This window comes from Pontibacter sp. LHS1 (genome assembly GCF_058932855.1).
Genome location: NZ_JBZYWF010000001.1, coordinates 234,786 through 247,051 on the forward strand (window position 1 = coordinate 234,786; position 12,266 = coordinate 247,051).

At 52.2% G+C, this 12,266-nt stretch carries 13 protein-coding genes; 5 read left to right on the forward strand and 8 right to left on the reverse strand.

Going from position 1 to position 12,266, the window contains the following annotated elements:
• Nucleotides 1–31 precede the first annotated feature (31 nt).
• Nucleotides 32–868: a thermonuclease family protein gene (locus tag AC5FXQ_RS01015; RefSeq protein ID WP_493600645.1), complete on the forward strand. Its 837-nt coding sequence runs from the start codon at nt 32–34 to the stop codon at nt 866–868.
• A gap of 45 nt (nt 869–913) precedes the next feature.
• A complete protein-coding gene (locus tag AC5FXQ_RS01020) occupies nt 914–1,315 on the forward strand; it encodes a hypothetical protein (RefSeq protein ID WP_493600646.1) in 402 nt (133 codons plus the stop codon).
• Nucleotides 1,316–1,387: 72 nt separating this feature from the next.
• Here the strand turns inward: AC5FXQ_RS01020 and AC5FXQ_RS01025 are convergent, their stop codons facing one another.
• Nucleotides 1,388–2,236, reverse strand: coding sequence for a universal stress protein (locus AC5FXQ_RS01025; protein ID WP_493600647.1), 849 nt, complete (start codon nt 2,234–2,236; stop codon nt 1,388–1,390).
• 502 nt (nt 2,237–2,738) lie between these two features.
• Complete coding sequence (locus AC5FXQ_RS01030; RefSeq protein WP_493600648.1) at nt 2,739–3,806, reverse strand: DUF6687 family protein; 1,068 nt, start codon at nt 3,804–3,806, stop codon at nt 2,739–2,741.
• Between the two features lie 199 nt (nt 3,807–4,005).
• Here AC5FXQ_RS01030 and AC5FXQ_RS01035 point away from each other — a divergent pair, with 199 nt between their 5' ends.
• Complete coding sequence (locus tag AC5FXQ_RS01035) at nt 4,006–5,523, forward strand: nicotinate phosphoribosyltransferase (protein ID WP_493600649.1); 1,518 nt, start codon at nt 4,006–4,008, stop codon at nt 5,521–5,523.
• Here the strand turns inward: AC5FXQ_RS01035 and AC5FXQ_RS01040 are convergent.
• Nucleotides 5,520–5,810 carry an HNH endonuclease gene (locus AC5FXQ_RS01040; protein ID WP_493600650.1) on the reverse strand — a complete coding sequence of 97 codons (291 nt, stop codon included), beginning with the start codon at nt 5,808–5,810 and terminating at the stop codon, nt 5,520–5,522. The genes AC5FXQ_RS01035 and AC5FXQ_RS01040 overlap by 4 nt on opposite strands.
• A gap of 538 nt (nt 5,811–6,348) precedes the next feature.
• Here AC5FXQ_RS01040 and AC5FXQ_RS01045 point away from each other — a divergent pair.
• Nucleotides 6,349–7,605, forward strand: a complete 1,257-nt coding sequence (locus AC5FXQ_RS01045) for an MFS transporter (protein ID WP_493600651.1) — start codon at nt 6,349–6,351, stop codon at nt 7,603–7,605.
• A gap of 42 nt (nt 7,606–7,647) precedes the next feature.
• On the opposite strand, the gene AC5FXQ_RS01050 is transcribed toward AC5FXQ_RS01045, so the two are convergent.
• The 4 genes from AC5FXQ_RS01050 to AC5FXQ_RS01065 are packed head-to-tail and all read right to left on the reverse strand — an operon-like array spanning nt 7,648 to nt 9,878.
• Complete coding sequence (locus tag AC5FXQ_RS01050) at nt 7,648–8,070, reverse strand: response regulator (protein ID WP_493600652.1); 423 nt, start codon at nt 8,068–8,070, stop codon at nt 7,648–7,650.
• A 10-nt stretch (nt 8,071–8,080) separates the two neighbouring features.
• Nucleotides 8,081–8,911: a sensor histidine kinase gene (locus AC5FXQ_RS01055; protein WP_493600653.1), complete on the reverse strand. Its 831-nt coding sequence runs from the start codon at nt 8,909–8,911 to the stop codon at nt 8,081–8,083.
• Nucleotides 8,908–9,567, reverse strand: coding sequence for a hypothetical protein (locus AC5FXQ_RS01060; protein ID WP_493600654.1), 660 nt, complete (start codon nt 9,565–9,567; stop codon nt 8,908–8,910). Before AC5FXQ_RS01060 ends, AC5FXQ_RS01055 begins: the two co-directional genes overlap by 4 nt.
• The gene (locus AC5FXQ_RS01065) at nt 9,567–9,878 is read right to left on the reverse strand and encodes a hypothetical protein (protein ID WP_493600655.1); all 312 of its coding nucleotides are present in this window, start codon (nt 9,876–9,878) and stop codon (nt 9,567–9,569) included. The genes AC5FXQ_RS01060 and AC5FXQ_RS01065 overlap by 1 nt, the downstream gene beginning before the upstream one ends.
• Nucleotides 9,879–9,991: 113 nt before the next feature.
• On the opposite strand from AC5FXQ_RS01065, the gene AC5FXQ_RS01070 reads away from it, so the two are divergent.
• Nucleotides 9,992–10,789 (forward strand): class I SAM-dependent methyltransferase, encoded by a 798-nt coding sequence (locus AC5FXQ_RS01070; protein ID WP_493600656.1) that lies wholly within the window; start codon nt 9,992–9,994, stop codon nt 10,787–10,789.
• 98 nt (nt 10,790–10,887) lie between these two features.
• Here the strand turns inward: AC5FXQ_RS01070 and AC5FXQ_RS01075 are convergent, their stop codons facing one another.
• Nucleotides 10,888–12,123, reverse strand: coding sequence for an alpha/beta hydrolase family protein (locus tag AC5FXQ_RS01075; RefSeq protein WP_493600657.1), 1,236 nt, complete (start codon nt 12,121–12,123; stop codon nt 10,888–10,890).
• Nucleotides 12,124–12,266: the final 143 nt, after the last annotated feature.

Below are 12,266 nucleotides of genomic sequence, written 5' to 3' on the forward strand. Positions count from 1 at the left end.
GGTAAAAGGAGAATAGCAGCACCTTTGCCCCATGAACAAGCTCATCTTATACCTGCTCGCATTCACCAGCCTGCTGGCTGCCCCCGGCTGCAAGCAAGACAGCGAAAAAGCACGCGAAGAATTCCGCCAGCGCCGTGGGGCCATTGAGCAGCCCGTGGAGCACACCTCCACCACCCAATCCGATGACCCGGAGAGGCCGGCTGTGGTTCCCCCCCACAACACCCGCACCACACCTGAAGCCGAAACACCTGCCGTTCCTGGTGACCGTGTAGTCGGTGTAAAAGACGGCGACACCTTCGAACTGCTGCGCAACGGGCAGACCATCACGGTGCGTTTGCTGGGAGTCGATACACCAGAGAAGAACCAGGCTTACGGACAACGGGCCAAGCAATTTGCCTCTGACCTGGCCTTTGGCAAAAACGTGCGCCTGATCGAGCACAACAAAGACCGCTACGGCCGCACTGTGGGAACCATTATTCTGCCTGATGGCCGCAGCCTGAACGAGGAACTGGTGCGCGAAGGATTTGCCTGGCACTACACCGCCTATTCCAAAGACAAAACCTTGGCCAACCTGGAGGCCGATGCCCGTCGCTTCAAAAGAGGCCTCTGGCAAGACCCCAACCCGGTAGCCCCCTGGGATTTTCGGAAGCAGAAACCCGAGCCCGTAGACAATAGCAAAGCCGCTATACCTGCCGGGGCCACCAAACGTCAGGTATACCTTTGCGACAGTTCCGGCTCTGCTGTGTATCACTATAGCGAGGGTTGCTCCGTACTGAAGCGTTGCAAAGAGCAGGTGCTGACAGTAACAGAAGCAGAGGCGATACGCCAGCACAACCGGCGGGCCGATAAAACTTGCAGCCCTAAATAATTCCACCTATTTTAGGTTTCGCATTCTATTCAACACATCACTTATATGTTAAAAAAGACCTTGGCAGGTATGTGTGGCCTGCTCATCTCACTGGCTGCCTGCCAGTCACCCGACAACGCACAGACAGAACAAACCGAAATACAGGAGACAACTGCAGTTGCTGACACGACACAGCGGGCTCCCCGACCAAAGCCTGAGAACTATTCTTTTAAAGGGGTGGAGAAAAAGCGTGTCTACATTTGTATGGACCCTACAGATAATACTTTCCACCAGAAACACAATTGCCCGGTGCTGGTTAGCTGCGCGAGTACTTTCCGTAACCTGACGCTGCCACGTGCCGTGGAAGCCTTTGACCGCTACAACTGTGAAACCTGCAGCGCCGATCTGGCTTTTGTTTTTGATGAAGATGCCGTGCGCATGGAAACAGGATTTGGAGACAAACAATAGTCTGACTTCGGAACATAGAAAATGCGGCAGCTTCTGAGAAAGCTGCCGCATTTTTTATGGCTGTTCTATACCTTATTTTCTGCCTTTCAGCACCAGCAAGGGCACTTCGGCCTGGTAAGTCATTTTCTCGGCCAGGCTTTGTGAGAAGAGCTCCCGCAGGAAGCCTTTTTCACGTCGCAGGATGGCAACCATATCGGCTCCTGAGGCGTCGTAGTATTCCTTTATACCGTCAGTGCGGTGCTTGCTCACCACTTCTTCAAAATGGATAGGTGCGCCCGAGAACGCATGCTCCATCTCCTGCACAAATCGCCCTTTCTTGTCGCTGCTCGTGCGACCTTCTTTATTCACATGCACTACATCTACGCTGGCTCCGAACATACTGGCAAAATCCAACACTTCTCGCAAAGTGGCGATATCATCCTGCGCATAGTCAGAGGCATAAACGATCTTATTGATGCGCGGATACTCTGAGGTGGAAGGTATAGAAAGCACCGGGCATTTTACCTGCTCCATCACCGCCTCGGCATTGCTGCCTATCAGCAGTTCTTCCAGGGCATTGCCACCGCCGGTGGTGCCCATCACGATCAGGTCGTAGCCGCTGGTTTTGGTGAGGTGCTCGGTTATATCGGTGAGCAGGGCTTCTTTTAGAATATAGTCGCAGGTGAATCCCCCACCCCGGTTAGCCCCATGGCGTTCCTCTATTTCGCGGCAAATGGTCACCAGTCGCTCTTCGGCATCCCGCATCTGCTCACCCAGCAGTTCGCTGGCCACCAGGGCGGTTTCAGAAGTATCAACAATGGGTAAATGCACCACATGCAGCAAGGTCAGGTGGCCTCCGGACTGACGGGCGATCAGTACGGCGTATTCTAAGGCTTTGGCAGCTGTTTTAGAAAAGTCGGTAGGGCAAAGGATTTTTTTCATGGTGTCTGGTGGTTGCGCAAGGTGTCTATATCAAAGATTTACTATGTATACGTATCGAAGCAAAATTGTGCTTTAATCCTGATAATAAAAATGATCTGCATCATCTCAGACAAATTCTGCTTCTCTCCTCTGGCTTATACCTTTCCTAAGAGTTCTCTTTGAAACAAGCCAAATGCTCTCCATAAAGCCATTGCAGGAGTTTCCCGTTAACCAGAACTGTCCCCTCAAGGGGACTACAGGGGTATCCTTTAGCCCGGACCTCACCCAATTGCAGCTAAAGAGCAACTACCACAGCTATCTACACCCCTATGGTCCCCTCAAAGGAACAGTCTTAAATCCGAAAGAGCAATTCCTTAGGTTGACGGCATTGGCCCCTAGCCCCGGGAGGTTGAGCTGCTGCTATTTGCGGGGGTAAGATCCCTCTTGAACAAGATCCTTTCAGGATGACAAAATTAGTATAAAACAGCTTCTGGAAATGCAAGCCCTGAGCATAGCTCCTACACTATCTACCTATCTCTTTATTCAATCCTTTTACCTCCTCCCAGGTCCAGTAATGCTTCGGGGCTATACCTGCGTACTTCTCCCGGAAGTAATCCACCACCACTTGCTTCATCTGATCGGCAGGTATAGAAGAGGCGTGAATTTCGCGGGTAGTCGGATGGTCGTAGCGTTCCATACGCGAGAGGTCCTTCCCTTCGAGGCGCAGCAGCGGGCCGGTTTCGGTTAAGTTGTCAGCCGTCCAGGTATAGCCGGAGGTTTCCAGGGCATTCAGCTGCTCGGCCAACGGCTTCATACTGATACGGGGCAGTGTGGGCCTCGAGGCGAAATCAACCCAGGTGGTATACTTGTACTCCAGTTCGTAACGGTTGCCTTCGTAGCAGCTCAGCACCATATCAAAACCGATGGTGCGGCTGAAGAGGGCATAGTAATGTACAGGACGCTGCGTGTCGATTACGATCAGGCCCAGATTGGGGTAGCGCTGCAGTTTAGTATCGGGCTTGTACATATCGCGGTAGCCAAGCAGCACATCCGCCACCTCCTCTTCCCACACCGGTTTTTCCCAGTCAGGGTCCTTAAGCACGCGGCCGAACTCCCGCAGAAAATATCTGAACTTATCTACGCAGCGCTTCGCTTCTTTTTCTTCGGATTCGTCAGCCGCGAAAGGAGCGTAAAACATGTCGCGCTCGCGGGTGTTGAGCCAGCAGACCAGCTTAAGCGCCTCCCCTGCCAAGGGGTGGTTCAGGTCCAGTTCGCGGAAGTCGCCGATGTGAGCCATCAGGCGCAGCAGTTCCTCGTTCTCCAGCGCCAGCTCCGGATTCAGCAGACTCCACACGCCCACAAATCCGTCGATGTCGAAATGGTTGGCGGTGACGTAGGGTAGCTCCAGACCGGGCAGATTAAGCCGCAGGGCGTGCAGCACCATGGCAGCACTGGTATCGTCGCGCACTTCAGCCGGCGTGGGAGCACCCCGCCAGTGCGACAGCACCAGTCCGTTGGGGTGCATGCTGTCCACGATGATGGCTTTTTTATCTTTTACTTCGCCAAAAGGTATAAACTGTCGCTTTATCATGCCTTAAATATAGCTAAATCTGATATCATCCTTTAAATTCGGGCATTCAACAGAACAGGACAAGCGTAATCGGGTCCTTTGGTTGAACAATTACTCCATACCCCCAGGCAGACGGGAAAGAGTACTCGTAGCGTATAGGCACCACATCCAATTGTGTCGTCTTTCGTTCTTTCTACTGACTATCTTATCACAAGGAAACATGAACAACACCCTCCACCAACTCTACCGCAGCTCCCTCTCCCTTCTGACTGACCTGTATCAGCTCACCATGGCTTACGGCTACTGGAAAGAAGGTATAGCAGAGCGCGAAGCCGTATTCCATCTCTATTTCCGGAAACCACCTTTCAAGGGTGGCTATACTGTAGCAGCAGGACTGGCGTATGCGGTGGAGTACCTGCAGCAGCTGCAGTTTACGGAGGAGGACCTGGCTTACCTGGGCAGTCTGCGCGGCAGTCAGGGCGAACCATTGTTTGAGCAGGCTTTCCTGGACTACCTGCGTGACCTGCGCTTTACCTGCGACGTAGACGCCATACCGGAAGGCACTGTCGTGTTCCCAAGCGAACCATTGATCCGGGTGCGTGGCCCATTACTACAGGCGCAGCTGGTGGAGACGCCCTTGCTCACGATCGTGAACTTCCAGACCCTGATCGCCACCAAAGCAGCCCGCATAAAAGACGCTGCCAAGGGCGACACCGTGATCGAGTTCGGCATGCGACGCGCCCAAGGCATAGACGGTTCGCTGGCTGCCACCCGGGCCGCTTATGTGGGAGGTATAGATGCGACCTCCAACCTGCTGGCTGGCAAACTCTTCGACATACCGGTACGCGGCACGCATGCCCACAGCTGGGTGCAGGCTTTTGAAAGCGAAGAACAGGCTTTTGAAGCTTACGGCCAGGCTTTCCCGCACGACTCCGTTTTCCTGGTGGATACCTACAATACACTGGAAGGCGTGCGTCACGCCATTGAGGTATCTAAAAAATTGGAGCCGACCGGCTTTAAACTCAACGGCATCCGCCTTGACTCCGGCGACCTGACCTACCTGAGCATAGAGGCCCGCAAACTGCTCGACGAAGCAGGTATGGGCTATACCAATATTGTGGCCAGCAACGACCTGGATGAGAGTATTGTGAACAGCCTGAAACAGCAAGGTGCTAAGATCAATGTATGGGGAATCGGTACGCAGCTGGTGACAGCCTACGACCAACCTGCGCTGGGCGGAGTGTACAAATTAGCTGCCTTTAAGCAGGAAAACGGGGAATGGAGTTATAGCCTGAAACTATCGGAGCAACTCGAAAAAACCTCTAACCCAGGTATACAGCAGGTACGCCGATACTACGATGAACAGGGCTTTGTGGCAGACATGATTTACAACGAAGCGGTAGCTCTACCTGACAAAGTACTGATCGTGAGTCCACTCGATAGCACCCGTCGCAAGTCTATACCGGAGGGCACGCCTTACAAAGACCTGCTTATACCTGTGCTGGCAAAAGGGAAGCTCGTAGCGGAGCTGCCCGACCTGAAAGCAATCCGCAAACACCGGGAAGAAGAACTCAGTAAACTGCATGAAAGCATCCGACGCCTGCTGAATCCGCACAGCTATCCGGCCGGCCTGGAGGCAAGCTTCCACCAGTTCAAAACCGACCTGGTGCTGGCCATTCGCGAGAAAGGTGAGGCGGCCATGCAAGAACGGCTGATGCAACAGAAACAGTCAGACTAGCGTCTGCGGCCACGTCTGTTGGAGATGCGCTCTATGCGTTTGCCACGAACCCACTTGAGGTACTTCTGCATATCCTCGGCCTGCTGCAGCGCAGGTATGGAGTTGTATAAGGTGGCCAGTTCACGGTTACTGAAAGTCAGGTGCAGGGTGCTGTGGCAGGGCTGGCAGAGCTCTGCCGTGGCTCCGTAGCGCCCTCCCTCCTCGCGGGGCACGAGGTGGTGCCGCGTGAGGTACTGCACCTCCCGGCCGCATAGTTCGCAAATCAATTGCTCCTCTTTCTTTGCCATACAAATTCTACTTTTCACATGGGCTCCCAGTTACAGTCAGGACTGCTGTGCTTTTGTGATGCCCGATATTTAATAGCACGCTGGATTTATCTTCCTGCCGCAGGAATTCTTCCTGTGATCTATATGCAATGCTGACTTTTATAGCCCCACGCAACGTCTGTTCAGAAGTCAGATGTACCGAGGTGATCCAGATTTGTGCCATACCCGCAGCATAAGTTTAAGCTTAACAGGCCAGCTTCCATGTACCCACAGGAATAGCTCCTATACCCTACTTCTTAAAACATTTGTCCCGCTCCCAAGGTTTACAATCCTTCTAACCTACTCTAAAAGGCTAGTCCCGACTAATCCTACCAGACAGATTTTCTGATTAAAGTGAGTAATACACTGCTGCAATTGGTCGAATCACGTATATACAAGGTTCTTTTATGAGCCAGGCAGCATCTGGGCAGCTAATCTGGTCTGCAGGCTTGAAATTTAGCTCTCTGCAATCAAAATTATTTGTACATTGGCGCCCTGTTTTGATTTCAATGTTTAAACTATGAATAGATTTCGGGATAACAATCCTGCTCCGATAACCGCTCCCGTACAGGAGCCCCTTGTACCTAAAGTTCAGATCCGGGAGGGCCTGCTGATCTTTTTGCTGGCGGCAATCCAGTTCACCCACATGATGGACTTCGTGATCATGATGCCGCTGGGACCGCAACTGATGCGAGTGTTCAGCATCTCACCGCGTGAGTTTGGTCTGCTGGTGTCGGCTTATACCTTCAGTGCGGCCATTGCGGGTTTTGTGAGTGCCCTCTTCATCGACCGCTTCGACCGCAAGCATGCTTTACTGGCGCTATACCTTGGCTTCATTGTAGGCACGCTGGGCTGTGCCATTGCGCCTAACTATGGTCTGTTGCTACTGGCCAGGGTAGTAGCCGGCGGATTTGGTGGTGTGCTGGGGGCGCTGGTACTGGCCATCATCGGCGATGCCATACCAGAGCAGCGCCGCGGTGCGGCTACCGGTCGCGTCATGGCCGCGTTTTCGGTGGCTTCCATCGCCGGTATACCGATCGGGCTATACCTGGCCAGTGAGATGAGCTGGCATGCACCCTTTTATTTGCTCGTAGGCCTGAGTGTGCTTATCCTGCTGGTGGCTGTGCGTTTTCTGCCGGCTATGCGGGGGCACCTGACCAATGCCAGACCCGGTAATCCGTTCCGTGCGCTTAGAGCCATGGTGGTGCAGCCTAACCTGCAGTGGGCTATGGCGCTCACCGTTACGCTGACCATGGCGGGCTTCCTGGTGGTGCCTTTCATCAGTCCTTACATGGTGGCCAATGTGGGCTTTACAGAGCGTGACCTTAGCTACATCTACCTCTTCGGTGGACTGGCTACCGTCTTCACTTCCCAGTGGGCGGGCCGCCTGGCTGACAAGTATGGCAAGCAGTTCATCTTCCGTTGGGCCGCCATCCTCTCCATCATCCCGATCGTGCTGATCACTAACCTGCCCCCTGTAGGCATGGTGCTGGCACTTTCTGTTTCTACGACCTTCTTCATCTTTTTCGGAGCCCGTTTTGTGCCGGCCATGTCGCTGATCACTTCCAGCGTGGAGCCGGAGTTGCGTGGCAGTTTCATGAGCATCAACTCGTCGGTGCAGCAGTTGGGCGCAGGTATAGCAGCCTTTGTGAGCGGGCTCATCGTGCAGGAAGCCGCAAATGGTACACTGACTCACTTCAACTGGGTGGGCATCATGGCGAGTGTGGCGACGCTTGTGGCCGTATGGGTCGTGAGCCGCATCCGGACGGTAGGCTGACAGGTATAAAAAAGCCGCTCGTAAGGGCGGCTTTTTTTATACTTATCGTAGCGTGAAATAATTCTGAGAGAAGACCGGGTAGTGTGTTTTGCCGTTCCGGAGCAGTTGCAATACTTCCCGCAATTCCTCCGGGTCGGCACTCTTGAGCAGGTAACCGTGTACGCCCTCGTTAAGGAGCTTCTTCACCAACTCTTCTTCACCGTACATTGATACCACCAATATTTTCACCTTGGTATACTTGCTAAGCACGTAGCGGGCTACTGCAATGCCATCCATATCAGGCATTTCGAGGTCCAGCATGATGATATCAGGCAGGTTGCCTTCAATCTTTTCGAGCAGCTCAATACCATTGGACGCCTCACTTATTACAGTGATTTCCTCATAATTCTTCAGAATTTCGATCACTCCTTTCCGAAAAAGGGTGTGATCGTCAGCGATCGCAAGTGTAAGTGGCTGCAGCTCCATATAGTAAAGCTTAGGTTAGCAAACCAAAGTTATAAATAATAACGATAATATAGGCAAAAGGGATAACTATTTCGGCTTTGATGCCTGCCCCTAACTTCGAAAAGAAGTTAATCGCACCGTTGAGCAGGTCCACGCGGTTCTGCAGGTTTTTCAGTCCCAGTCCGCTGCTCCCACTGCCCGCATCCAGGGTGGCATCGTAGTTAAAGCCCTTCCCATTGTCGGTGTAGCGCAGGGTCAGCTTATCGTCTTCCCGGTGCAGGTTGATCGTGATCTGTGTAGCCTCCGCATACTTTAGGGTGTTATTTACGAGTTCTTGTAGAATACGGAACAGTAGCAATTCCTGTCGGGCTTCCAGCCGGAAATTTTCAAGGTTATGCGTAAATTTCACCTCCAGGCCACTATCGGGCGGCACGGAATGCGCCAGGCTGTTGATCGCCTGCACGAGCCCCATTTTGTCGAGCACCACGGGAAGCAGGTCGTGGGAGATGCGGCGTACACTTTGTATCGCTTCGTCAAGCAATTCTTTGGAACGGTGGGCTGTTTCGGCGACGGCTTCGTTCTCTGCAGATTTGCGCGCTACCTGCCCAATATTGAGCCGGACCAGGGCCAGCATGCCGCCTACCTCGTCGTGCAGGTCACGGGCTACGCGGCGGCGCTCCGCTTCCTGCGCTTCCAGGGCAGCCTCCAGCATCTGCCGCTGCCGCAGCTCCTGCAGCTCGCGCAGGTGCTCCTGGTGCTGCAGCATGCGCCGCTGGTAGGCAAACACAAATACGATAATGCCGATGGCGAGCACCAGCAGGACCGGGGTGATGATCAGCAAGGGGGTTAAGATTTCTATCATACGGCCAGCCTCCTTAATATAAATACATGGCTTAGGTAAAACAGCACATTCAGCACCATGATAATGGCTAAGCAGATGCGTGCCGTGTCGTATGAAATTGCCAGCGCCTCGTTAAAAATAGCATAGGACATACTTGTTCCAGCGTAATAAATAAGGATGGCGCAACTCAGCAAAAACATAGGGTCGCGGTCCAGGTAAACAATTTTAGCATTGTTGGCGACCTTATAAAAGTAAGTGATGGCCATTATGATCAGCATTACATTAGCTGCTATTCTTGACATGGAATTCATTTTCATGATCCCATCTGTGATGAAGGCATCGTAATAAATCAGTAAACACAGCCCAACCATCCCGCCAAGGACGGCTCTTTTCAGCAGAAGCTTGTTAAAGCTATGATAAAAAATCCCTGCCAGCACGCTGAAGCCCAGCAAGGTATACACATGGCCGAGCCAAAGATTATTTTTGGTACCGGACATTACGGTAATCATTGATACAACCTCTGTCAACACCCCTATAGTTATGAACAGAAACAATAACATAAATTTTGTGTTCTTCTGTTTTCTAAATAACAAAAGACCAATTATAAAGGGCAGAACAGGACTCAATACAGCCGCCCATCTCAACCAAGGGTAAATATGTTCTATAAAAAACTCCATCAACCTGCCAACTCGCTACTAACTGAACAGTCAGGAGGGCATGGGGTAGCCAGATCCAGAATCAGGCCTTCCGTCATGTCATTTCCTTCAGCATCTGTACCTACCAACAGCAGTTGCTGCTCTCCGTTATCATCCAAAGCATAATAGATCCGCATCGCCACACATCCCTCCTGATCGAGCAGCTGCTTTACTGTTTCCCCTCCAAACAAGTGTGAATTGGTTTTCCCTCTGCCGCTTGATCTGTATCTGGCTGTCCATCTCTTTGCCTGGGCACGGTCTATTGGCCCGCCCTCTTTTCCTGTGATTTTCATGTAGTGGTAATTTGTTCGTAGGTAAGAATAAATGTAAATATATAAAATTTAAGATTAAGCAATTTATAGTATTTTTATCTTTCGAATAATCTTTTAGTCAACGGAAATAAAGGATGGAACAGGAATATTTTGAAGCGAACAGACAGGCTTGGAACCTGCGCACAGCGGTACACAAGGACTCGGCTTTTTATGATGTTGCTGGTTTCAAGGCGGGAAATTCCAGCCTTAATAAGATAGAGTTGGAAGAGCTAGGACCGGTCTCTGGCAAAAGCCTGCTGCACCTGCAGTGCCACTTCGGTCAGGACACCCTCTCCTGGGCCAGACTGGGTGCCGAAGTCACAGGTATAGACCTATCGGACGAGGCCATTAAAGAGGCGGAGAAACTAAACGATGAGCTTGGCTTGAACGCCCGCTTTGTGTGTTCCAATGTGTATGATCTGAAAGAAAACCTGCAGGGGCAGTTTGATATCGTGTTCACGTCCTACGGGGTGATCGGCTGGCTGCCCGACCTGAACCGCTGGGCCGAGGTGATCGCACATTTTCTGACACCGGGAGGCACCTTCTACATGGCAGAGTTCCACCCGGTGGTATGGATGTTCGACAATGACTTTACGCAAGTGCAGTACCCTTACCACAACACCCCGGAGCCGATCGTGGAAGAAAGCTCAGGCACCTATGCCGACCGGGATGCACCGATCCAGTACAAGGAATATTCCTGGAACCACAGCCTGAGCGAAGTTATCAGTGCGCTACTGAACCAGGGACTGAAACTGGAGCTTTTCCACGAATTTCCTTACTCGCCTTACAACTGTTTCAACCACACCGTGCAGGGCCCCGACGGCTATTGGCGCATCAAGCATCTGCAGAATATGATTCCGATGGTGTATAGCCTGAAGTTTTCGAAGGTATAGCTGTCCTTCTTTATAAAAAAGCGGTCCACCTAGCTGATCAGGCTAAGTGGACCGCTTCCCTATACTTTAGGTACCTTATCAGGTATAGCTGTCCTCAGTTAAGGGTTTGTGCCAAACGACTGCATCCAGGGAATCAGGTCAGTGAGCATCGGAATGAGGCTGCTTCCGTGGTTTCCATTCTTAATTGGTATAAGCTCCAGATTTGGTGCTCCGGCCGCTTTCATGCACTCAAAGGTTTGCTCAGAATTGGCATAGGGCACAATCACGTCGGCAGTGCCATGGTAGAGGCGTGTCGGGCTTTGCGGCACCCACCTGTTAAAGCTGTTCTCCAGCAATGCCTTCTTCAGCGCCTGCTCACCATTACCACGGAGCCCTTCCAGGAAAGTAGCCGAAAACAGATTCTCCGTTTGGGTAGTCAGTTCCTTGTTGATAGCGCCGCCACTGTGCTGTCCGTTAAACAGACTTGCCAGCCGGGTGGCGTAAGGTTCCTGGTAAAAGTCTGAGAGCGGACGGTTCCATTCGTAGGTTTTGTTGTAGCTCATCAGCACATAAGCCAGGTAGGCCGGATAGGTATAAGGCTTGCCCGCTTTCACATCGGCCAGCATACTGGTCAGGTCATAGCCACCGGCACCAGCGCCAGAAGCAGTTACCCTTAAGCCATGCTGCGGATTGGTTTCAATTTCTTTCTGTGCAGCCAGTGTTACGTAACCGCCTTCAGAGTAGCCCGCCAGAAACAACTGTCCGTTGTCGGCTATACCTTCCCGGGCATACAGCGACTTGGCAGCCTTGATCATATCGACCACGGCTATACCTGAGGACTGCTGGTGGTAGTAAGGGTGCAACAGGTTTTTGGAAGCTCCGAAACCCAGGTAGTCAGGTATAAGGGTAATATAGCCTCCGGAGGCAAATACCTCAAAGCCCGTCGGGCCGCCGCTCATGGCAGAGGGCGCTTCGTCGTGTTTAAAGTTCGTACCGTGCTGCACGCTCAGTACCGGAGCGGGTGTGGTCAGGTTCATGGGCAGGGCAATCAATCCGGAAGCCTCCGTTTCACGGCCCTGGAAAGTGGTGCGGTAATTCACCTTGTAAATTGCCACATCATACTTGATCTGGCTCTGGAAACTACCGGCATAGGCGCCGGCCAGTTGCTTGAGCATGGCGGCAGGCAAAGTGCCCACCTTCTCGGCTGATACCAGCAGTTCACGCTCCGCTACGTTTTCAGGTATAGCCGCATCACTCTTGCTGCAGGAGCTGAACGGTAAGGTGGCAGGTACCAATAGGGTGGCAATCGCCAGGGTGCTGATCCAGTGTCTCAGCTTATATTTCAGGTTCGTCATGTTATTCGGAAAAATCTTGTCAATACAATAATCAAGCCGCGCTGGCTATAGTTCCCAAGTGGGAAACAAACCAGGTATAGCGCAGTCCATCCAGCATTTGTGAGCTAGAACACACGCTCCATGTTGTGACTCCTCCACTTAAA

What these genes read in the sequence shown, in the direction of transcription:
- AC5FXQ_RS01015 (WP_493600645.1), top strand. Translation starts at nt 32, where the DNA reads ATGAACAAGCTCATCTTATACCTGCTCGCATTCACCAGCCTGCTGGCT.
- AC5FXQ_RS01020 (WP_493600646.1), top strand. Translation starts at nt 914, where the DNA reads ATGTTAAAAAAGACCTTGGCAGGTATGTGTGGCCTGCTCATCTCACTG.
- AC5FXQ_RS01025 (WP_493600647.1), bottom strand. Translation starts at nt 2,236, where the DNA reads ATGAAAAAAATCCTTTGCCCTACCGACTTTTCTAAAACAGCTGCCAAA.
- AC5FXQ_RS01030 (WP_493600648.1), bottom strand. Translation starts at nt 3,806, where the DNA reads ATGATAAAGCGACAGTTTATACCTTTTGGCGAAGTAAAAGATAAAAAA.
- AC5FXQ_RS01035 (WP_493600649.1), top strand. Translation starts at nt 4,006, where the DNA reads ATGAACAACACCCTCCACCAACTCTACCGCAGCTCCCTCTCCCTTCTG.
- AC5FXQ_RS01040 (WP_493600650.1), bottom strand. Translation starts at nt 5,810, where the DNA reads ATGGCAAAGAAAGAGGAGCAATTGATTTGCGAACTATGCGGCCGGGAG.
- AC5FXQ_RS01045 (WP_493600651.1), top strand. Translation starts at nt 6,349, where the DNA reads ATGAATAGATTTCGGGATAACAATCCTGCTCCGATAACCGCTCCCGTA.
- AC5FXQ_RS01050 (WP_493600652.1), bottom strand. Translation starts at nt 8,070, where the DNA reads ATGGAGCTGCAGCCACTTACACTTGCGATCGCTGACGATCACACCCTT.
- AC5FXQ_RS01055 (WP_493600653.1), bottom strand. Translation starts at nt 8,911, where the DNA reads ATGATAGAAATCTTAACCCCCTTGCTGATCATCACCCCGGTCCTGCTG.
- AC5FXQ_RS01060 (WP_493600654.1), bottom strand. Translation starts at nt 9,567, where the DNA reads ATGGAGTTTTTTATAGAACATATTTACCCTTGGTTGAGATGGGCGGCT.
- AC5FXQ_RS01065 (WP_493600655.1), bottom strand. Translation starts at nt 9,878, where the DNA reads ATGAAAATCACAGGAAAAGAGGGCGGGCCAATAGACCGTGCCCAGGCA.
- AC5FXQ_RS01070 (WP_493600656.1), top strand. Translation starts at nt 9,992, where the DNA reads ATGGAACAGGAATATTTTGAAGCGAACAGACAGGCTTGGAACCTGCGC.
- AC5FXQ_RS01075 (WP_493600657.1), bottom strand. Translation starts at nt 12,123, where the DNA reads ATGACGAACCTGAAATATAAGCTGAGACACTGGATCAGCACCCTGGCG.